Origin of the sequence: Crocosphaera chwakensis CCY0110 (assembly GCF_000169335.1) — a bacterium.
Lineage (GTDB): Bacteria > Cyanobacteriota > Cyanobacteriia > Cyanobacteriales > Microcystaceae > Crocosphaera > Crocosphaera chwakensis.
Genome location: NZ_AAXW01000007.1, coordinates 61880 through 83187 on the forward strand (window position 1 = coordinate 61880; position 21308 = coordinate 83187).

Annotated in this window: 17 protein-coding genes and 1 pseudogene; 14 read left to right on the forward strand and 4 right to left on the reverse strand. The window is 36.3% G+C overall.

Going from position 1 to position 21308, the window contains the following annotated elements; translation table 11 throughout:
- Positions 1 to 94 precede the first annotated feature (94 nt).
- The 4 genes from CY0110_RS06495 to CY0110_RS06510 all read left to right on the forward strand — a co-directional run bounded on the left by CY0110_RS06495 (position 95) and on the right by CY0110_RS06510 (position 6145).
- A complete protein-coding gene (locus CY0110_RS06495; protein ID WP_008274541.1) occupies positions 95 to 1852 on the forward strand; it encodes a S8 family peptidase in 1758 nt (585 codons plus the stop codon).
- Positions 1853 to 2383: 531 nt separating this feature from the next.
- Positions 2384 to 3940 carry a phytoene desaturase family protein gene (locus tag CY0110_RS06500; protein WP_008274542.1) on the forward strand — a complete coding sequence of 519 codons (1557 nt, stop codon included), beginning with the start codon at positions 2384 to 2386 and terminating at the stop codon, positions 3938 to 3940.
- 50 nt (positions 3941 to 3990) lie between these two features.
- Positions 3991 to 5208, forward strand: a complete 1218-nt coding sequence (locus CY0110_RS06505; RefSeq protein WP_008274544.1) for an FAD-dependent oxidoreductase — start codon at positions 3991 to 3993, stop codon at positions 5206 to 5208.
- A gap of 37 nt (positions 5209 to 5245) precedes the next feature.
- Positions 5246 to 6145 (forward strand): glutaminase, encoded by a 900-nt coding sequence (locus tag CY0110_RS06510; protein ID WP_008274545.1) that lies wholly within the window; start codon positions 5246 to 5248, stop codon positions 6143 to 6145.
- Here the strand turns inward: CY0110_RS06510 and mgtE are convergent.
- Complete coding sequence (mgtE, locus tag CY0110_RS06515; RefSeq protein WP_008274547.1) at positions 6134 to 7552, reverse strand: magnesium transporter; 1419 nt, start codon at positions 7550 to 7552, stop codon at positions 6134 to 6136. The genes CY0110_RS06510 and mgtE overlap by 12 nt on opposite strands.
- A 243-nt stretch (positions 7553 to 7795) precedes the next feature.
- Between mgtE and CY0110_RS06520 the strand changes: the two genes are divergently transcribed.
- Positions 7796 to 9427, forward strand: coding sequence for a Ppx/GppA phosphatase family protein (locus CY0110_RS06520; RefSeq protein WP_008274548.1), 1632 nt, complete (start codon positions 7796 to 7798; stop codon positions 9425 to 9427).
- A 127-nt stretch (positions 9428 to 9554) separates the two neighbouring features.
- Here CY0110_RS06520 and CY0110_RS06525 read toward each other — a convergent pair whose 3' ends face one another.
- Complete coding sequence (locus CY0110_RS06525; protein WP_008274549.1) at positions 9555 to 10127, reverse strand: hypothetical protein; 573 nt, start codon at positions 10125 to 10127, stop codon at positions 9555 to 9557.
- Between the two features lie 390 nt (positions 10128 to 10517).
- Between CY0110_RS06525 and CY0110_RS06530 the strand changes: the two genes are divergently transcribed.
- The gene (locus CY0110_RS06530; RefSeq protein ID WP_008274550.1) at positions 10518 to 11816 is read left to right on the forward strand and encodes a DUF3747 domain-containing protein; all 1299 of its coding nucleotides are present in this window, start codon (positions 10518 to 10520) and stop codon (positions 11814 to 11816) included.
- Positions 11817 to 11990: 174 nt separating this feature from the next.
- Here CY0110_RS06530 and CY0110_RS06535 read toward each other — a convergent pair whose 3' ends face one another.
- A complete protein-coding gene (locus CY0110_RS06535; RefSeq protein ID WP_008274551.1) occupies positions 11991 to 13805 on the reverse strand; it encodes an alpha/beta hydrolase in 1815 nt (604 codons plus the stop codon).
- A 638-nt stretch (positions 13806 to 14443) separates the two neighbouring features.
- Here CY0110_RS06535 and CY0110_RS30810 point away from each other — a divergent pair.
- The 7 genes and pseudogenes from CY0110_RS30810 to CY0110_RS06565 all read left to right on the forward strand — a co-directional run.
- Positions 14444 to 14629, forward strand: a pseudogene (locus CY0110_RS30810) (winged helix-turn-helix domain-containing protein); the annotation flags it as partial.
- Between the two features lie 93 nt (positions 14630 to 14722).
- Positions 14723 to 15346, forward strand: a complete 624-nt coding sequence (locus CY0110_RS06540) for a restriction endonuclease (protein WP_008274556.1) — start codon at positions 14723 to 14725, stop codon at positions 15344 to 15346.
- A 49-nt stretch (positions 15347 to 15395) separates the two neighbouring features.
- Complete coding sequence (locus CY0110_RS06545) at positions 15396 to 16439, forward strand: glucokinase (RefSeq protein ID WP_008274557.1); 1044 nt, start codon at positions 15396 to 15398, stop codon at positions 16437 to 16439.
- A 29-nt stretch (positions 16440 to 16468) separates the two neighbouring features.
- Positions 16469 to 17596 carry a glutamate 5-kinase gene (gene proB / locus CY0110_RS06550; RefSeq protein WP_008274559.1) on the forward strand — a complete coding sequence of 376 codons (1128 nt, stop codon included), beginning with the start codon at positions 16469 to 16471 and terminating at the stop codon, positions 17594 to 17596.
- Positions 17597 to 17950: 354 nt separating this feature from the next.
- Positions 17951 to 19285, forward strand: coding sequence for a S8 family peptidase (locus tag CY0110_RS06555; protein WP_008274560.1), 1335 nt, complete (start codon positions 17951 to 17953; stop codon positions 19283 to 19285).
- 80 nt (positions 19286 to 19365) lie between these two features.
- Positions 19366 to 19605, forward strand: coding sequence for a hypothetical protein (locus CY0110_RS06560; RefSeq protein WP_008274561.1), 240 nt, complete (start codon positions 19366 to 19368; stop codon positions 19603 to 19605).
- Positions 19606 to 19628: 23 nt separating this feature from the next.
- Positions 19629 to 20276 carry a bifunctional 4-hydroxy-2-oxoglutarate aldolase/2-dehydro-3-deoxy-phosphogluconate aldolase gene (locus CY0110_RS06565; protein ID WP_008274562.1) on the forward strand — a complete coding sequence of 216 codons (648 nt, stop codon included), beginning with the start codon at positions 19629 to 19631 and terminating at the stop codon, positions 20274 to 20276.
- Between the two features lie 60 nt (positions 20277 to 20336).
- On the opposite strand, the gene petE is transcribed toward CY0110_RS06565, so the two are convergent.
- Positions 20337 to 20696: a plastocyanin gene (petE, locus tag CY0110_RS06570; RefSeq protein ID WP_008274564.1), complete on the reverse strand. Its 360-nt coding sequence runs from the start codon at positions 20694 to 20696 to the stop codon at positions 20337 to 20339.
- A 244-nt stretch (positions 20697 to 20940) separates the two neighbouring features.
- Between petE and petJ the strand changes: the two genes are divergently transcribed.
- A complete protein-coding gene (gene petJ / locus CY0110_RS06575) occupies positions 20941 to 21276 on the forward strand; it encodes a cytochrome c6 PetJ (RefSeq protein ID WP_008274565.1) in 336 nt (111 codons plus the stop codon).
- The last annotated feature ends 32 nt before the right edge of the window (positions 21277 to 21308 follow it).

Below are 21308 nucleotides of genomic sequence, written 5' to 3' on the forward strand. Positions count from 1 at the left end.
TGATAAGGCAATTAATGAGCTAACATAAAGCAGAATAGATGACAACCGATAGATCAACTAAGTCGGTAGTTCAATACAAAGAAAAGCCATAACCATGAAAAAACTATTATTTCTGATTTTATTTATAGTGGGTTTATGGGTAGCTTTGATGAATTTTAAAGGACTTGCTACCCAAGGAACTTATGAATCAATTATTGTTAATTTTCGTGAGGATGTTTCGACCACAACCCTAAGTGAACAAATAGAAGCGATCGCCACTAACTATGATAAAACCTTGAGTCTTAATAGTATATATGCGATCGACGAACATATTTACACCGTTTCAGGGGATAAACAATTTATCGACAACCTGAAACACTCTCCCTTAAAAAAATACGTCGATTACATCGAACCCAACTATATTTATAATGCCCTAGAAAGTCCCAATGATCCTGACTATAGTAAACAATGGAATTTGCACAATATCCATGTAGAAAGGGCCTGGGAAGAAACCAAAGGAGAAGGCATTACTGTAGCGGTTATCGATACAGGAGTCAGTCGAGTTCCCGACTTACGCCAGACGGAGTTTGTGGCAGGGTATGACTTCGTAAACGATCGCAATGATGCCTCTGATGATAATGGCCACGGAACCCACGTTGCCGGAACCATTGCCCAATCTACCAACAATAATTATGGCGTTGCTGGTATTGCATATCAAGCCAAAATTATGCCCTTAAAAGTGCTTTCAGGCCAGGGAGGGGGAAGTGTTTCCGATATTGCTGATGCCATTCGTTTCGCTGCTGATAACGGGGCTGATATTATCAACATGAGTTTAGGGGGAGGCGGAGAAAGTCAGGTAATGAAAGATGCCATTGACTACGCCTATGATAAGGGTGTTGTCATTATTGCTGCAGCCGGCAACAGTAATCAAAATGCAGCCTCTTACCCTGCTAGATATCCCAAAGTTATTAGTGTTTCAGCCCTTGATGCAACTGGGAAAAAAGCTGGCTATTCTAACTATGGCGCAGGGGTTGACATTTCTGCCCCTGGCGGTAGCGAAAGCGGTAAAATTCTCCAAGAAACCATCGATCCCACCACAGGAGAAGCTGTGTTTTCTGGGTTCCAGGGAACCAGCATGGCTGCCCCTCATGTAGCCGGCGTTGCTGCTTTAGTTAAAGCGTCTGGTATCAAAAAACCTGACGAAATTTTGGCGGTTTTAACCCAATCTTCCCGTAAAGTTGAAGACGATACTTTTAACTATTATGGTGCTGGTCAATTAGACGCTGGAGAAGCAGTTAAACTGGCGTTAAAAGGGCAAATTACCTTTAGAGACTTTTTCAGGTGGTTACGGGATAGTGGCTACTTAAACCCCCGTTTTTGGATAGATGGCGGTATGGTTGCGTTGTTGCCAAAACTGTTAATGGTGTTGGGATCGTATCTCTTAGCCTTTTTATTACGCAACTATTTCCCTTTCAGTTTCACCAGTCCTTTTAACTGGGGTTTATTGTTAGGGAGTTCTGGTTTATTTTTCTTACAAGGGATCTATATCTTTGACTTACCGCAATGGCCGTTTCGAGTCATGGGGAGTTCTATCCCAGAATTAGCCAATTCTGTTCAAGGAACCGCTTCTTTAAATCCCTTTTTAGCCAGCGTGTTAGTTCCCTTTGTCTTAATTGCCATTTTGTTAGGTCATCGTAGCTGGAAATGGTTTGCGATCGGTACCAGTTTGGGGGTAGCAGGCTGTTTAACGGTTCATGCTATTATGTCCCCTGCAGTGTGGGCAATGCCCTCTCTAGACGTTTCTAGGGCTTTTCTAGGGTTTAATGCCTTTTGTTGTGTTGCCTTAGCTTGTTTAGCCAGTAAGAGGTCTTAGAAAAGTGAGTTAGGAGTTCGGAGTAAATTATTACTCCGAATTTCCTTTCGTAACCTCAGACAAAGTTAACCTGAGCTTGAGATAAGCTCGAAATTTGATTAAACTCCAAAAATAATTTATTAGGCTATGTCGAAGAAATAGAAGATTCAAGAGTCCAAAAAATCCAAAAACATCTACTCTAAAGATAGATTAGCCATCACTATATTGGCAGTGTTTGAAGCATTGAAAATAAACTTCACTGGATTCTTGATGTCACTTTTTTTATTTTCTTTTTTAAAGTTTCGGTTGGCTCAACTACTTCTATTTTTAAGATTTTTGACATAAGGTTTTTATCCTGCTTTTTTGTCTTTTACTATTTACTAAGACTTAAGAAAGCCAGATTTCGTTACATATTTTCATAACTAGCAGAAATCCAGTCAGAGCGCATTATTGAGCAAAATTATTTTTTGGCTCTAAAAACGATTTCAAGAAGTTTGAGATACCCTGAAAATAGGTTTAGAGCATTTTTTGTTGTTTAACCCCAAGAAAAAGATGGATATAGATTATTTAATCGTAGGTAGTGGAATATCTGCATTAGTGTTTGCTTCATTGATGGCCAAAGCAGGAAAGCGAGTTCAAATATTAGAAGCCCACGAACATCCTGGTGGGTTTGGCCATAGTTTTACTATAGGGAATAAGTATACTTTTAATGCACAACTTCACTATGTTTGGGACTGTGGAGAAGGAGAAACAGTTAACCGTGTTCTTCAACAACTTGATTTAGATCAAAAAGTTACTTTTAAGCAGTATAATCCTGATGGATTCGATCACATGAGAATGCCAGGTTATGCTGTCGATATTCCTTCAAATTCTCAAGTTTTGATTGAACGATTATCGAACTTATTTCCTGAAAAAAAAGATAATATTGCTGGTTTTATTACTGAGGTTAATACAGTTAGTCAAGGATTAAAGTATTTGACTCAACCTTTAATTATTGGACAAATTTTAAAGAATTTTGGCGATGTTTTTACAACCGCAAAATATGTCAGTAGTACCTTACAAGATGTTTTTGATAAGTTTGATTTACCGAAAGAAGCACAAACTTTATTAGCATTGCAGTGGCCTGATTTTTTATTACCACCAAAACAACTATCATTTTATGCGTGGGTGATTCTATTTACTGCTTATCAAAGAGGGGCCTATTATCCCAATAAACATTTTGAATTTGTTATTGATTCTTTGGTAGAAGTTATCAAAAAAAATAACGGAGAAATTTTATATGAACAAGAAGTAATTGACTTTATTGTGAGTAATAAAACGGTTGAGGGGGTTAAGGCGATTAATCGAAATACCCATGAAACCAAAGAATTTGTAGGGAAGACAATTATTTGTAATATCGATCCCAAAAAAGCAGCTAAAATGATCGGATTTGATAAATTTTCTTGGTCAGTTCAACAAAAATTAAATTATGAATATTCCCCGTCTAATTATGTTGCTTATTGTGTGGTCAAAGATATCGATTTAAGAGACTACGGTTTTGGAGAATGGAATACGTTTCATAGTGAACAAAAGGACTTAAATACAGCATTTAAGCAAATGTATGAAGATAATGATTTTTCTCAATTGAGTTTTGCTATTACTACCCCAACCCTATTAACTAATGAAGAAAGAGACTGTCCGGAAGATTGTCAAATTGTTGAATTTTTAACAGTGGCTAATTATAACTATTTTAAAGAACTCAGAGAAACAGATAAGAAGGAATATTATCGGAAAAAAGAAGAAATTTTAGATATTATGCTCGATATAGTAGAAGAAAAATATGTTCCTAATTTTCGAGAACATCTGGTGTTGAAAATGACAGGAAGTCCCACCACAAATGAAAGATTTTGTTGGTGTCCAATGGGTAATTCTTATGGTTCTAGTTTAACCCCAAAACAGATGACAATTGGTCGCCTGAGTTCTGAAAGCTCCCTCAAAAACTTCTATTTTTGTAATGCTTCTTCTGGATATCCTGGGTTTGCACCTACTTTTTGGACTGGAGCAACTTTATATCAGAAATTATCAGAAGATTCAATCTTATCAAAAAGTCTAGATAAACAAAATCGTTGAATAAACAGGTTGATTTATTGTTTAGTTATTATAAAAAGGAGATGAATACTATGAGATTTGCTATTATTGGTGGTGGTGCAAGTGGAATGGTAACAGCTTATTTACTGGAAAAACGAGGTCATTCTGTAACGGTTTTTGAGAAGAAATCCTATTTAGGGGGTAATATTATTACCTTAAATAAAAATGTTAAACCTAATCGCTCTAATTGTAATTTAATCTTAGACTGTGGTGTTTTAGAATTTCCTACCGTATTTCACAATTTTCTTAGTTTAATGGAAGAATTAGAAGTGGAATTAGAACCGATATACACAGGTTCAGGATTATTTTTAAGAGATGGTCATTATTTTTTATCAGGGGGAATGATTAAAAAGAATTTTCAAGGCTGGAAAAGATGGCTAGAACATTTGAGATTAGATACATTATATGCTCGTTCTGCTGGATTGTGGGCAAAACTTAAGTTTAGTAACCGACAAGAATTTTATGATCATTCTATTGCTTATTATTTAGAGCGTCAATGTATTCGTAATTGTTGGTTAAAATTATTATTAATGTATAGTTATTCTATGTCCTTTGATTTGATTGATCAATTTCCAGCAGTGTTAGGAATACCGATTCTAAAAAATTATGTTTTTGTTGACTGGGTAAGGGTAAAAGGTGGTGTTTATTCTTACATTGAAAAGATTTTAGAGAAGTTAAAAGGGAAAATATTTGTTAATACAGAAATTGTAAAAATTTCCAGACTGGATAACTCAGTAAACCTTTATTTTAATGATGGAACTGATCAAGCATTTGATCGCGTTGTATTTGCTACTCCTCCTGATCAAGTATTAAAATTATTATCTGATCCCAGTGAAGCGGAAATGAAACGATTTTCTCCTTGGAAGGAAAACAAAGCAACAAATATGGCTCATAAAGATACCAGTATTTATGAACCTTATGGAATTAAAGAATTTTCAGAATTTGACTTTTTTGAAACAACAAAATCCTGGGGTTATAATGCTTACTTGAATCAGGTGTGTGGTATTAACTCTTCTGAAAAATATAGTCTTGCTTTTAACTTAGAAGAGTTAATTAATCAAGATAAAATTGTTCATATCCAAGAACATAAAACTCCTTTTTATACGGTAGAAGCACTCAAATACGTTCCAGAAATTATTAAAACGAATGGAATAAATAATACTTATTACGCAGGTGCTTATCTTTCAGATGGATTACACGAAGGAGCGATTACCTCTGCCTTTCGAGTCGCTGAATTAATAGGTAGATAAACTATAATAACTTAGAAGATATAAAAAATAATGTGACATGAAACAATTATCTGAGCTATCTTCAGAACAATTATCTGATTGGTTATCGGAAGCATCTGAACAAGCTAAACAAGGCAAATTACCGAATTATATTCCTCTATTAGAAGAAAGTAAACCTAGTATATTAAGTTTTTGTATTGTTACTCAAAATAATTATCTTGTCAGTCAAGAAGATAGTAATCTTAAGTTTCCTTTGATGAGTATTATTAAACCTTTTTTATTACTGCATTTACTATCACAGTTTGGAAAAGAAGTGATCTTTAAAAAAGTAGGATCTCAACCTTCTAACTATTCCTTCAACTCTCTAGAACAGTTACAATTAGATCAAGGATTTCCTCGTAATCCTATGATTAATAGTGGTGCATTAACCTTAGCCTCTTTACTTCCTGGAAATGATGGAGATAAAAAGTGTAAAAACTTACAACAATGGTTAAATCAAAAAAGTGAATGTCATCTATTTCTAGATGAATCAATGCTAGAATCAGTTGAATCTTTACCCAATATTCGCAATAAAGCAATTATCGATAAATTAACCAAAACAGGACACATTAATGACCCAGAAATTACATTAGATACTTATAATAAAATTTGCTGCCTTTCTGGTACTGTTATTGACTTAGCTCGTTTAGGTTTATTATTAGTTAATGCCCCGAATATATCATCAAGAAATGCTGAAATTGTCCTAAATATTATGATTACTTGTGGACTATATGAAGCCTCAGAAAACTTAGCTAAAAACATTGGCTTTCCGAGTAAATCGGGGGTCAGTGGTGCTATCTTATCTATTGTGCCAGAACAAGGAGCGATCGCTTGTTATAGTCCTCCTTTGGATGCACAAGGAAACTCGGTAGCTAGTTTATATCTAATTGAAAAAATTGCTCGCTATTTAAAGACCTAAAATAAGTCTAGCAATAGAAAAATAAATTAACACCCCAATGACATCTACTGCAGTAGTAATAAACGGGGCCGACATCAACGCCGGATCAAGACCAAACGACCGAAATACAAAGGGTAAGGCCGAACCCGCAACGGAGGCTAAAATAGCGATCGCTACTAAACTAATACCTACAGACATCGAAACTAACCAGTTACCTTGGAGTCCATAGGCCCACACCGTCGCTAAAGCCCCTAAAGCAAGCCCTAATAATGCTCCGGCCATTAATTCCCTTAAAATCACCTGCCCGGCACCAAGATCCATAATATCCTCTGTATTTAAGCCCCGAATGACCACCGTTGAGGACTGGGCCCCAACGTTACCACCAGTCCCAGTTAACAGGGGAATAAACGCCGTCAGGATGGCCATTTGTTCGAGTAAACCCACTTGAGATTTAATAATGGTTCCGGTGACGGTATTGGTCAATAATAAGATCAGTAACCACATTACTCGTTTTCGGGCTACAGTAATTAAACTGGTTTGAAAATAGTTATCGCCGTCAGACTGTACCCCACCCAACGCATAGATATCTTCGGTGGCTTCTTGTTGTAAGATATCAATGACATCATCAACCGTGACAACTCCCACTAATCTTTGTTCCTTGTCCACCACTGGAACCGCTAATAAGTCGTACCTTTGAATCACTCGCGCTACATCTTCTTGATCGTCATTGGTGTTGACCGAAACAATCTCTTTAGCCATGATTTCCCCTAGGGTAACTTCTGGGGAAGATAAGACCAAATCTCTTAACGAAACAATACCCACCAAATGACGAAAGGCATCAGTGACATAGAGATAATAAACAATTTCTGAAGCAGTGGCTAAGGTTCTAATTCTTTCTAAGGTTTGGGCAACCGTTAAACTTTCTTTGAGAGAAATATATTCCGGGGTCATGATGCGCCCTGCGGTATATTCCTCATAGCCTAATAATAATGCGGTGGTTTGTCGTTCTTCTGGGCTTAATTGTTCGAGTAAACGACGGACGACTTTAGCCGGTAATTCATCAAATAAACGGGCGCGATCATCTGGGGACATCTCGTCTACAATATCCCTAACTTCTTGTTGTTTAAATTGTTCAATTAACGATTGTTGAACCATTGAGTCCAATTGTTCATATACAGCGATCGCTTCTTCTTTGACCAATAAACGAAAGGCGATCACTTGCATAGACTGGGGTAACCCTTCAATGGCCTCAGCAATATCAACCGGTTGCACCGGAACCAAGAGGGATTTTGCTCCTTCTAAATTTCCCTGTTCTAATAATAAGGCTAATTGGTTGCAGACTAATTGACGCAACTCTTTACGGGTATTTGATGGTATTGCTGTTACAGGTTCCTTTTGGTTCACTTTTTGATTCGATAAAGAACCCATAGATACATTGATTCTATGGGTCGATTTTGATGACAATCATAATTGATTTTATGTTCATTCATCAACTGATCAATGTTCTTAATAATATACGACTAATGAGCATCGCATTGAGATCCTAGATGTATTAGGATTGTAGAGATTTTTATCTTCTAGAAGAATATAGGGGTCGATCTGATTTGACGAAACACAAGATGAGACAATATAAACATAGAGAAACACTATCGTTATTAGTTCCTAACCTTAATGGCTAACAGCAACTTCCGGCAAGAAAATATGGTTTCTGAACAAACTTGTATCCTAGCTGCTATTGATATTGGCACCAACTCCATTCACATGGTAATTGTGGAAATTGATAAAACCTTACCCGCTTTTACCATTATTTCACGGGAAAAAGATACAGTACGCTTAGGAGAAAGAGATCCCAAAACAGGGAATTTAACCGAAGCAGCGATCGCCCGTTCTTTAGCGTCTCTCAGGCGATGTAAAGACTTAGCAGACAGTTTCAAGGTAGAACATATTATTGCGGCCGCCACCAGTGCCACTAGAGAAGCTCCTAATGGGTTAGACTTTATCTGGCAGGTTGAAGAAGAAATCGGTATTACCATCAATTTGATTTCGGGGTATGAAGAAGCCAGACGCATCTATTTAGGGGTGTTATCGGGGATGGATTTCCAAGAAAAACCCCACGTTATTATTGATATTGGAGGCGGTTCAACGGAGATTGTTCTAGCAGATGCTCAAGAACCCCGATTTTTGAGCAGTACCAAAGTTGGGGCGGTTCGTCTGACTAATGAGTTGATCAGTAGTGACCCTATTGAAGAGACAGAATTGACCTATTTACGGGCTTATGTGCGAGGAATGTTAGAACGGCCCATTGATGAGATTAAACGGAAACTAAAACCAGGGGAAACCCTCCAAGCTGTAGGGACATCAGGAACCATTGAAACCTTAGTCGGTATCGATGCTATCCAAACTTTAGGGGAACTACCGAGTCCGTTACAAGGGTATCAAATGAGTCGTAAAGACCTCAAAGATATGGTTAAAAAACTTGTTTCTTTGACCTATGAAGAACGGGTTGATATATCAGGAATGTCCGAAAAAAGAGCAGAAATTATTGTTGCTGGCGCGGTTATTCTTTTAGAAGCTATGACCATGTTAGACCTGGAAACGATTACTATTTGTGAAAGGGCTTTAAGAGAAGGAATGATCGTTGATTGGATGTTAAGCCACGGATTAATTGAAGATCGACTTAGTTTTCAAACGGCAGTTCGTCAAAGAAGTGTTTATAAAATCGCCCGAAAATATCAAGTTGATCTCGGTTATGGGGAAACAGTTGCTAATTTTGCAGTCAGTTTATTTGAGCAACTGGCTGGTGTACTTCATGACTGGGAAAAAAGCGAACGGGAATTATTGTGGTCAGCAGCTATTTTACATAATTGTGGTGTTTATATTAGTCATTCATCTCATCATAAACATTCTTATTATTTAATTCGTCATGCAGAATTATTAGGCTTTACAGAAATTGAAATTGAAACCATTGCTAACATTGCCCGTTATCATCGTAAAAGTACCCCTAAGAAAAAACATGACGCTTACAGTAAATTACCAGATCAATATCGTAAACGTATTAAACAATTGAGTGCTATCTTACGGATTGCTGTAGCCTTAGATCGTCGTCAAATTGGTGCTATTAAAGACATTCATTGTAAATATGATGAAGAATACAAAAAGCTTCATTTACATCTTATTCCCTCTAATTCACAAGACGATTGCGCCTTAGAATTATGGAATTTAGACTATAAAAAAGTAGTGTTTGAAGATTTATTCGATGTTAAAATTGTCGCTACTGCAGAATCGCAATTAGTTATTAATTAGTAAAAGAGAAAAAAATATACCTGATATCCGAAATCTTCTCTCTAAAAGAGAGAAGAAATTGCTCATTGTTAATTAATAAAAATTTTTATATTAATTGCTTTTTATTGTCTTAATAGTTCAATAAATCCTAACTATTTTTCTTAAGTAATAGATGAGATGTACCCCAACCCCCAATCATGAGTAAAGCGAATAAAGATGTGGGTTCAGGAACTTGAGTATTAGAGGTGATTAATGTTTTTTCATTAGCTAAAATGGAGGTTGTACCAGTCTTGTTAGCATCAGAAATTATCATCATAACATCTTCGTTACGAAGCAAGTTATATTCTTTCTTAAAATCTACCTGGAATAAAACATTTATATCATTAGGAAATCCTGGTATTTTTCTGTCTTTTGTTTCGATCCCAAAGTGCAAACTCTCTGTTTGTCCCACTACATAATTAAATACTTTAATTGATTTTGCTTCAGAGGAGGTAATATTTGCTATTAGAATATTGTCTTTCCTAAAAGTTCCTTGAAAATCTCTTATTTCATCAGCTTCTATAATCGCATTTTGATCCTTATCCTTACCAGTAAAAACTCCTTCTAGTATCCCGTGATCATATTGCCTAGAAAAAGCAACTGTCATGGCTTGAACTTCATTAACTAGAAGAAAATTCAAGACAAATCCTAATCCAACCTTACATAACTTTTTAGAATTCATTGATTGTACTTAATTGCAGTTTGAGGATTATTATTGACTCCGTAAAATTATTTAGCTGTGATCTATATCTCTGTATACCAGTGATTTTAATCCTTGACAATTAAATTATTTGTGTTAAGAATTTTAACCTTATTCTCTACTCTCCATCAGAAAGACCTAGAAATGACAACTTAAATTCTTAAAACTTGATTAATATTGAGGGTAATTTTGAGAATTAATAGTCAATCTAATAATTGTCACTCCCATTTACTCAAAATTGACAACCTTTGTGATACTCCTATAGGGGTAGGAACTCCGTACCCCATAAATCGGTCAACAGATAGCGATGAATAGAATTGTCTTTCGCTATTATTTAATACAAGCCTCCAACATAACCTTATAGTTGAAACCATGAAAATATCTAGATTACCCCTAAAACTCGCTACTCTCGCCACCGTTACCCTCGGTAGTTTAATCCCTTTCAATCTTCCTGTTAAAGCTTCTACCTTTAGTGAAACCGCTTTAGATCAAAGTCGAGTTATTGCGATCGCCAGACCCTACGGAGATGATAAATATGATCTGTTAGTGATTGAGCAAATTCCTGATAAACAAGATTGTTGGGCAGAAAGCGGTTCCAATCCTGTCTTAGTTGACCCCTTATTACTCAATTTTGATTTTACTGGCATTTGTCGTCGTTCTACCGATAGTAACGGCTATTCCATTCGTCTTGATGGTAATGATCTTGGTTTAGATTATTTACTGCGTCTAGTACGTCGTGATGGGGAATTAGTGTTAGTGGGAACTCCCAGAACCCCCGGTTACAGTGAAATTGTCATCGGTAGTACCAAAGGAATGGCCGAAGGGTTCATGAAAGTTCACCTTTATCCAGGTTGGCAATTCACCAAACGAACCTATGAAGAGAAAGTATTAGGACACTTCTATTTTAGCGGTTCTCAAGCTGCGATCGCAGCCGGTGGCGACCTTCCTGAGACTCCTCCTGTCACCACTACTCCCGACACCCAAGCCCCTAAAGTTGCTTTTGTTGATGTCGATAACAACATTTATCAAGTCCAAATTGCTGAAGCGGTTGATATGGGCTTAGTTTCAGGGTTTGATGATAATACGTTTCGTCCCGACCAAGCGGTTACTCGTGAACAGTTGATTTCTATGGCGGTTGATGCCATTGGTACGGTTTACAAAGTTGATTTAGATGCCACACCAGAACAGGACGTGGTAGCCTTCAAAGATGTAGATAGTTCCCGTTGGAGTGCCAAAAAAATCAAATGGGCTGAGTGGAAGTTTCTTAATCTTAGTAATCCTAACAATACCTTACAACCCAGTGAACCCATTACTCGGGCTGAGTTAATGGATACCATGCGTCGTATGGCTATTCATCTCAGAACTCAGTTAGAGTTATCAGAAGAATTACAACCAACTCAAGAACCGCTTGTTTTTTCTGATACTTCTAGTAGTTGGGCTACTGAAGTGATTAGCGAAATGTCTGCTTACTGTGGTGTAGCGACTCCTATCAATGAACAGGGAACTGAGTTTGCCCCTGACGAACCAGCAACTCGTGACTATACTGCGGCCGCTATGGTTCGAGTTTTAGAATGTGTTAAAGCTGAAGCTGAACAAGCAGCGCAACAAAACGAAGAAGCAGAAACCGTTACGGAAAACAAAGAAGTAGAAACCACTACGGAAAATCAGTAATAACTAAACAGTTATCAGTTAATAGTTACCAGTGACTCGTTATTTTGGGTTGCTGGTAATCTTTTTTTATCCGATGAAAAATCAAAATACAAATTCTTCCCTGTTACTGAGCTTGTCGAAGGGTCGAAGTAGACTCCCTACACCCTACAACACCCTACACCCCATCCTCTTCTCTTAACTCCATTTATCTAAGTTATCATCGTGATTGTGAAGTAACCCTGTAAATAAATCATTCAGTTTTTCAGTGCTATATTGAGGTTGCAAGAAAAGTCGTCGTGCATTGATAAAATAACGTTGTATATTTTGTAAGGGAGCAAACTTGGATTGAATCGATGATAAACTAACTTTCGGTGTCTCCATATTCATAACATTAATCCAGGTTTTCACACTGGAAGGTAATTCTTGTCCCATACGAAAGTGCAAATTTTCTTGGGATAATGATTCAATATAAGTTGGAGTTAAAAACATTTTATACTGAGATTTTTCAGGAGTTAACTGTTGAATGAAGGCTAAACTAACCCCTCTGACAACCTCACGAACGGGCTCTGCATCTATTCCCATAACTTCTTTGACTAGGGTACTTTGTCCCATCACACTATTCATACTATTCATATCACTAATACTCATATGAGTTCCGCCCATAGCCATGACCATATATTTTTCTCCAGACAGTTGTTTAAAGGGTTTTAATTGATGGGCAACGGTAGGGGTAATGCCATCATCTGAACCAGATAACATTAAAGTTGGAACTTTAATTTGAGATAAATTATCCCCAAATAATTCGCCAATAATGGGATTAAAAACGATGATTTGTTTAATACGATTATCTTTAAACGTTCGCTGAGGATACGGTAATTCTCCTGCTGCACATTGCAACCAATCTGCTGGCGATCGCTCTAAAGGCGAGTTTTTTTGGCAAAAACGTCTTAACCTTTTTAAATCTAAAGATGCACCTCCTAAGGCTAAGGCAGTATAACCCCCAAATGAATGACCAATAATACTAACTTTTTTAGTATTAAATTTTCCTTGAAAAGATCGATTATTTTTATTGACAAGTGTTAATTGATTTAAGACAAAACTAATATCTTGAGGCCGATCAATGAATTCTGCTGATGGTAAAATTTGACTCAGTTTTATCCCTGTTGCTGTTTTAATTAGTGCGTTAATATCACTCCCAGGATGTTCAACAGAAACCACTGTCAGACCATAAGAGGCTAAATGTTTTGCTAAATAACGCAAAAATCGACGGTCTGAAGCAAATCCATGAGACATAATGATAAGAGGTCCCTGGGTTTTTTTAGCTGTATAAATATCTAGGGGAATATAACGATCTCGACTGCGATCGTAAAGCACACTGGTTTCTATAGATACTCTTTGTTCTCCTGATTCTGTGGGATCAAATTTTGGTAAGATTTCTGTTTGAGATAAGTCTTTAAAACCTTTATCCAATTGAGAACTAATCAATCGGCTGTGCAAAAAAGAACCATTCATCTTTAGTCCTAAAATGGCCATTTTTGAAACATCAATCGTAACAGTTTCTTGGGGATAGACTCGTAAAAAATTAATAATACTTAGATGATTTGTGTTTTTTAAAAGTAATTGTAATGCTTCTTTCAGTTCAGCAATACTACTATTAGGTAAAGCTTGAATTATTTCTCTTAACAATTTTTTGCCGTCGTCACTTTTTAAAAGATCGTTTAAAAATTGTTCTGCAATTAAAGTATCAATATTAAAACTTTGAAATAAAATTTGTTTAACTTCATTGGTTAGTAAAAAATCATAGGGCTTTAAACTAGAAGAGACTTGTTCAGTTTCTGCCAATTTTTGTAAGTCTTCAACAGAAATTTTATGTTGTAGTAATCCTACTTTTAATACAATATTTTCAGCAGCTAGACTAGGAGATATACCAAAAAACAGAGATAATAAAATGGGGGAAAAACCCCCGACGACGTTGAAAACAAAAGGTGAAAGCAGTTTCAAAAATTTCATAGGTGCAAAGAATAAAAAGTAATAAAAATTGACTACTTTTGAGTTTCTCACCTTAGCAATATCTCCTAGGAAATTGTGCTGATTGTTTCCTGACTGGTTACCAACCCGCTTGGTGAGATTCCTTTTAATAATATGCCCAATTATAAAGCTTAACCTAGCAATCTTCCCTGACAAAAAAGACTAATGGGTCTAATTTCGTAACAATCTTTATCTTATAATTCTGTCAGGGTCTAGATTGTAGCTAATTTTAACTTGTCTTGATCAGGGAGGAACTTGTGACAATTGATAAAGTGTCATAACTTATATTGGTCTTGAGTATTTTGCTTGCTATATTATTCTTGTGTGTGAGGAGTAAGAGTGATATGAAAACGCCTTTGGAGTCGAAACACGGCAAGACGCCCGAAGGCTTTTCATTTTTATCTTTGAGACAATTGAATACATAACTAATATCATAGATTTTTTTATAGTAGACGAAGCTATTGAGTATTAGGTTTCTCATAATGGGTGTATTTATCTAATGATTGAGTACACCTATTGTTTTTCGTATAAAGTTTTTTGAAGTCAACTCATAACATATAATAATCCTAGGTAATAGAATAGTATTTCATTTCATGAGTATTCCTGATTATCAATCAATCATGTTTCCTTTACTTCAATATTCTGGAGATGAGCAAGAACATTCTTTAAGAGAGTGCATTGAATCTTTAGCTATCCACTTTAATCTAACTCATGAGAACAGAAAACAGTGATTACCCAGTGGACAACAAGCTGTTTTTGATAATAGGGTTGGGTGGGCAAAAACTTATTTAAAAAAAGCCTGTTTATTAGAGAGTACAAAATGGGGATATTTTAAAATAACCCAGAAAGGGAAAAAAGTCTTAAACGATAATAGTATTCAAGCAATAAATGTTAAATTTTTGAAACAGTTTCCTGAATTTATAGATTTTCAAAATAATAATAAAGAAGAAAATAATAATCGTTTATTGTCTGATTCCAATCAATCATCAGATATAAGAGAAGAAAACAAAACACCAGAAGAACAATTAGAAAGAATTTATCTGGCAATCAAAGAAGATATAAAAAAAGAGCTATTAGAAACTATTAAACAATATTCTCCTAATTTCTTTGAGAAATTAGTCATTGATTTACTGATTTCTATGGGATATGGAGGATCAAGAAAAGAAGCAGGAGAAGCAGTAGGACAAGTCAATGATGGGGGCATTGATGGTATTATTAAAGAAGATAGATTAGGGCTAGATATTATCTATATTCAAGCTAAACGTTGGGAGAATACTGTCGGTAGACCAGAAATACAAAAGTTTGCTGGTGCATTATTAGGAAAACAAGCTAAAAAAGGGATATTTATTACTACTTCTAACTTTAGTAAAGAAGCGATAGAATATAGCACCATGATTGACAGTAAAATTATTTTAATTGATGGTCAAAAACTGAGTGAATTATTAATTGATTATAACGTAGGGGTTTCTCTGGTTGAATCCTATGCTATTAAAAAAATAGATAACGACTATTTTACAGAATAACACCTTTTGATTAAACTAAAAAAAGAAAAGAATTGAGGTTAAATTTATTATGACTGTGTTACTCGCTGGTGACATTGGAGGAACTAAAACCATTTTGCGTTTAGTTAATTCAGAAAATCCTAAAAAAGTTAAAAATTTACCCGAACAAACTACTTTGTACGAAAAGTCTTATTCGAGTCAAAACTATGATGATTTAGTGCCGATTGTCAAAGAATTTTTAAAAGAAGCAAAACAAGAATTAGAACAAAAAATTACCGTCAAAAATGGCTGTTTTGGTATTGCTGGTCCTGTAGTTAATAATACCTCAGAATTAACTAATTTGAGTTGGTCACTAACAGGTGATCGACTAGAAAAACAGTTATCTTTAGAAAGAGTCAATCTGATCAATGATTTCGCTGCTATTGGTTACGGTATTTTAGGATTAAATAAAGATGATGTATGTACCCTACAAAATATAGAACCGAAACTAAATACACCAATGGCCGTTTTAGGTGCAGGAACGGGTTTAGGAGAATGTTTTTTAACCCCTTCAAGCAGTGGTCATTATCATGTATTTTCTTCAGAGGGTTCTCATGCAGATTTTGCTCCACGAACTCAATTAGAATTTGAATTATCAACCTATATTAAAGATAAATATAATTTATCCAGAGTTTCTATCGAAAGAGTTGTTTCTGGTATGGGAATTGGTGCTATTTATCAATTTTTACGTTACAAATATCCTGAGAAAGAATCAGAGAAATTAAAAGAAATTTACGAAACTTGGAAACGAGAAAAAAAGATTGATTTAAGTGCAGAGGTTTCTAAAGCAGCTATTGAAGATAAAGATGCTTTGTGTAAACAAACGATGGAAATATTTATTTCAGCTTACGGGGCAGAAGCTGGAAATTTAGCTTTGAAAATATTACCATATGGGGGAGTATATATAGCAGGAGGAATTGCAGCTAAAATATTAACTTTATTGAAAAAAGGGACATTTATGGAATCTTTTAAAGCAAAAGGACGTATGAGTTCACTCTTATCTCAAATGCCTGTTCATATTATTTTAAACCCCAAAGTTGGTTTAATTGGGGCTGCTTTACGGGCTGCAAAATAACCTTTATATTACTTCTTTTTTGATCATTTATGAACCATGCCCAGACTATTGTTGTAAAAATCGGTACCTCTAGTCTTGCCCAACCAGAGACAGGAAAATTAGCCTTATCTACCATTGCTGCTTTAGTAGAAAGTTTAACAGAGTTACGACAATTAGGATATTTTGTTGTCTTAGTTTCATCTGGTGCAGTAGGAGTGGGTTGTAGTCGCTTAAAACTAACAGAAAGGCCAAAAAAAATCGCCACAAAACAAGCTATTGCAGCCGTTGGACAAGGTAGATTAATTAGAGTGTATGATGACCTTTTTACTGCTTTAAATCAACCCATTGCTCAAGTTTTATTGACTCGTAGAGAATTAATGGAACGTAGCTGTTATGTCAATGCAAAAAACACTTTCGATGCTTTGTTTGAATTAGGGGTTATTCCTATTGTTAACGAAAATGATACGGTTGCCATTGAAGAGTTAAATTTTGGGGATAATGATACCCTTTCGGCGTTAGTGGCTAGTTTAATTAATGCCCATTGGTTATTTATTTTAACGGATGTTGATCAACTTTATTCGGCTGATCCTCGCACCTTTCCTGATGCTAAACCGATCAAAGTTGTTAATCGTTTAGAATTAGATCAATTACAAATTAAAGCAGGAAATAAAGGCTCACAATGGGGAACCGGAGGAATGTTAACTAAACTAACAGCAGCGAGACTAGCAACATCAGCCGGTATCACTACCATAATAACCCACGGGAAGAAGCCAGAAAACTTATTAAAAATAATCAATGGTGAAGATATTGGTACTAAATTTGAGGCACAATTAAAAAATGATAATGCCCGTAAACGTTGGATCGCTTATGGTTTACTACCCAGTGGTAAATTGTATCTTGATCAGGGTGCAGTGAAAGCTATTTCTCAAAAAGGAAAGTCTTTATTAGCAGCAGGAATCATTAAAGTCGAAGGTAATTTTTATTCAGCCGATGCTGTTCAATTATGTGATAAAAACGGTAAAGAAATTGCTAGAGGAATTGTTAACTACAGTCAAGAAGAAATAGAGAAAATAAAAGGAAATCACTCAGATAATATCCCAGAAATATTAGGTTATGATGGAGGAGGTACTATTATTCATCGAGATAATTTAGTCATTAATGAAACTTTTAAAAATTAACCATTAATCTGCCTATCGTATCCTCAGTTTAAAAACAAGAGGTAGGCTTAATTTTACTCTTTTTAATCAAACTTAACTTTTGTTAAAAATGAATTGTTATTAAATTAATTTTTATAACTAAATTGTCCTCATTATGCTGAGTTTCTCATTAAAAATGATAGCCTGGCTAAATATTAAATTATGAGCTTGTCATAGGTAGTTAATCTGAAACTCATCGAAGTCATACTGTAGTTTTTATATTGTGTTCCCTATATCCTTATATTTTGTTCCCTAATAATACTCTTAATGTTTAACGAGAAGATCACCTACATAAGCATCGGAAGTTAATGATAGTCAAATAGGAGAGAAAATCTTATGACTTATAATTCCTTGAACCGACCTACACAAACAACAGGTCGTTATATAGTGGTGTTACCGGAAGAAGATTTGAGTTTAGGAATATCAGCCGTTACCGATTCCACAGGGGTTCGAGAGTCTGATATGTCTGTATTAAGTAATTTAGGGATTGCTGTGGTTTCTCTAGATCCTGATCGTCTACAGTCTTTAAGTTCAGCCGTTGCGGGTTCGCAACCCGTTTTATCCGTTGAACCAGAACAGATTATGTATGCCTTTGGTAACCATAAAATTAGTCAAGATACCGCTCATTATCTTCAAGGGTATAAAGATGGTATTACTCATCTGGTAGACAGTTTAACCACAGAAACAACAACATTACAACAACAAGTAACGGCTGCTGCTTTTTCTGATAGTGCTGCGACTTGGGGCTTACAAGCTACTAATGTCATCAATAGTAAATATAGTGGTGCTGGCATTAAAGTGGCTGTACTTGATACCGGTTTAGACCTAAAACATCCCGATTTTGTAGGTCGTGCCATTACCAGCGAATCTTTTATTGACGGGGAGACCGTTCAAGACTTAAATGGTCATGGAACTCACTGTATTGGAACAGCTTGTGGTCCGCTCAATCCACCTGATCCAGCTTCTCCCATGCGTTATGGTATTGCCTACAATGCAGAAATTTTTGCAGGGAAAGTGTTGAGCAATCAGGGATCGGGTGCTGATGGGGGTATTTTAGAGGCCATTAGTTGGGCAATTGCTAATAATTGTCATATTATCTCGATGTCTTTAGGTGCCAGAACGTTTCCTGGTGATCCTTTTCCCCGATCTTACGAAAGAATTGCTCAACGGGCTTTGAGACGAGGCACCTTAATTATTGCTGCCACGGGAAATGAAAGTAGCAGGCCGGGTTTTATTAGTCCTGTCGGTCGTCCTGCTAACTGCCCTTCAATTATGGGAGTGGCTGCTGTACATCCTGACTTGGGAGTGTCTTTTTACTCCAATGGTGGAATTAATTCGGATGGGGGAGAAGTCAATATTGCTGGACCTGGGGGCAATGCAGGCCGATCGCCTTTGCCTGAAATTTATTCTACCTATTCAACGGATACTATCCCACAAATGACACCATTTGGTATTGATCCTAATCCACCCTCAAGATATAAAGCGATTAGTGGAACCAGTATGGCAACTCCTCACGTAGCAGGAATTGCTGCTTTATACGCTGAGGCAACGGGAAAACGAGGCATGGATCTTTGGAATGCGCTGATAGCTAATGCTAAAACATTACCTTTGCCTGCTACTGATGTGGGAGTCGGTTTAGTTCAAGCACCCATTGAACGTCGATTTTGTTAGCATAATGGGTAGATAGATGTAATCTATGTTTATATTTATCTACTCCTTGGCCTTTTTAAACTTCTATTTAAGGTGAGTAAATGTCAAACGTTCAAGTATCGATATGTATTGACGATGCCCATTTGTCTCAAATTGAGCAAATAGCACAGAAGTTACAATCCTCTGGAATGAAAGTAACACAAACTTTAGCTAATATTGGTATTATCAATGGTTCAATTTCGTCAGAGCAACTCAATCATATTGCTCAAATTGAAGGAGTTGAAACCGTTGAACGTCAACAAACGTATCAGTTAAATCCTCCTAGTTCTCATATTCAATAATATTGCTAATAGTAGATTCTGCCGTGAACCCCTCACAGTCTTGGCGAAAATTATTAAAACAACATCGGGCTATTGCTGTGATTCGCACTGACAATATAGAACAGGGTGTAAACATGGGTAAAGCTGTGGCAACCGGGGGTATGAAAATTATTGAAATTACTTGGAATAGTTATGAACCGGCTAAGATTATTCAACAGTTAAAACAAGATTTACCTGAGTGTATTATTGGCACCGGCACTATTCTAACCCTAGAAGAATTAGAAAAAGCGATCGCAACCGGTATTCAATTTTGTTTTACACCCCATGTTAATCAAACCTTGATTCAAACAGCTATTAATCACCATATTCCTATCATCCCCGGAGCGTTATCCCCCACAGAAATCATCACGGCTTGGCAAGCAGGAGCCAGTTGTGTTAAGGTTTTCCCTGTTCAAGCTATTGGTGGTATTGCCTATATTAAAGGGTTACAAGGTCCCCTTGGTTCTATTCCTGTGATTCCTACAGGAGGGGTTACTTTAGATAATGCAACTTATTTTATCGAAGCAGGGGCGATCGCTGTTGGCTTATCGAGTCAATTATTTCCTAATCATGCCCTAGATCATCAAGACTGGGGTATCATTACGCAACAGGCTAAGCTTTTAATGCAGCGTTTATTAGATGTTCAAAAATAAAAATGCCTACGAAAATGAGGCTCGTAGGCTAAACTTATGTATTGTTAAGAATAATAAAAACTACTTGACAATTACTTTACCAACCATGCCAGCACCACGGTGAGGTTCACAGTAGTAAGTATATTCTCCAGGTTCGTTGAAAGTGCTTTCAAAAGTTTCTCCAGGGGAAAAAACAAGTCCTTTATGGGAAAGTTTGGAACTTCCTTCTACAACAACGTTGTGGGGAGCAAGCTTATTGTTAACCCATTTAACAGTATCTCCGGGGCTAATTTCTACTTCAGTCGGTTCAAATTTTAACATTCCAGAGTCACTACCCATTTTTACTTCAACGGTTCCGGCTGCTGCGGGGTTAACAGCAACGAAGAAACTGGAGATAACGAAAGCAACAGTAGCAATGAGTAGACCTAATTTCTTAGACATTATATTATTCCTTATGAGTTCTTTATGACAAAATATAGTTTTGTCAGTATTTTTTTCCGTCTCTGATTATAAGAAAAAGAGAGACCTTTTACAAGCTGTCTTTGGACAAAAAAGATTTTGTTTGCTAATCAACACCCTAAACTGTGATAGGTTGACAAGTTTGACGTTGTGTCTTTTGACAGACTCAAAACTTATAGCGAAGATTAATAACGGATTGATCTTTGTAAGGAGAACAGAGAACACGATGAAAAGATTATTGTCCCTGATTTTACTGCTTTTTGCCCTTTGTTGTTTCAGTTTTGTTTCCCCTGCCTTAGCTGGTGACGCAAGTGCTGGTAAAGGGATTTTTACGGCTAACTGTGCCTCTTGTCACATGGGTGGCGGTAACGTAGTCGCAGGAGCAAGTAAAGGTTTAGCAAAAGATGCTCTAGAGAAAAATGGAGTGGATACCCTAGAAAAAATTGTCTATCAAGTCACCAATGGTAAAAATGCTATGCCAGCGTTTCAAGGGCGTTTAAATGCTCAACAGATTGAAGATGTGGCGACTTATGTTTTAAGTCAAGCAGAAACTGGGTGGTAAGTAAAAGCCATAGGGTTAGACTATGGCCAGAT

Excerpts from the sequence above, each read along its gene's own strand:
- CY0110_RS06495 (WP_008274541.1), top strand. The coding sequence starts at position 95 with ATGAAAAAACTATTATTTCTGATTTTATTTATAGTGGGTTTATGGGTA.
- CY0110_RS06500 (WP_008274542.1), top strand. The coding sequence starts at position 2,384 with ATGGATATAGATTATTTAATCGTAGGTAGTGGAATATCTGCATTAGTG.
- CY0110_RS06505 (WP_008274544.1), top strand. The coding sequence starts at position 3,991 with ATGAGATTTGCTATTATTGGTGGTGGTGCAAGTGGAATGGTAACAGCT.
- CY0110_RS06510 (WP_008274545.1), top strand. The coding sequence starts at position 5,246 with ATGAAACAATTATCTGAGCTATCTTCAGAACAATTATCTGATTGGTTA.
- mgtE (WP_008274547.1), bottom strand. The coding sequence starts at position 7,552 with ATGGGTTCTTTATCGAATCAAAAAGTGAACCAAAAGGAACCTGTAACA.
- CY0110_RS06520 (WP_008274548.1), top strand. The coding sequence starts at position 7,796 with ATGGCTAACAGCAACTTCCGGCAAGAAAATATGGTTTCTGAACAAACT.
- CY0110_RS06525 (WP_008274549.1), bottom strand. The coding sequence starts at position 10,127 with ATGAATTCTAAAAAGTTATGTAAGGTTGGATTAGGATTTGTCTTGAAT.
- CY0110_RS06530 (WP_008274550.1), top strand. The coding sequence starts at position 10,518 with ATGAAAATATCTAGATTACCCCTAAAACTCGCTACTCTCGCCACCGTT.
- CY0110_RS06535 (WP_008274551.1), bottom strand. The coding sequence starts at position 13,805 with ATGAAATTTTTGAAACTGCTTTCACCTTTTGTTTTCAACGTCGTCGGG.
- CY0110_RS06545 (WP_008274557.1), top strand. The coding sequence starts at position 15,396 with ATGACTGTGTTACTCGCTGGTGACATTGGAGGAACTAAAACCATTTTG.
- proB (WP_008274559.1), top strand. The coding sequence starts at position 16,469 with ATGAACCATGCCCAGACTATTGTTGTAAAAATCGGTACCTCTAGTCTT.
- CY0110_RS06555 (WP_008274560.1), top strand. The coding sequence starts at position 17,951 with ATGACTTATAATTCCTTGAACCGACCTACACAAACAACAGGTCGTTAT.
- CY0110_RS06560 (WP_008274561.1), top strand. The coding sequence starts at position 19,366 with ATGTCAAACGTTCAAGTATCGATATGTATTGACGATGCCCATTTGTCT.
- petE (WP_008274564.1), bottom strand. The coding sequence starts at position 20,696 with ATGTCTAAGAAATTAGGTCTACTCATTGCTACTGTTGCTTTCGTTATC.
- petJ (WP_008274565.1), top strand. The coding sequence starts at position 20,941 with ATGAAAAGATTATTGTCCCTGATTTTACTGCTTTTTGCCCTTTGTTGT.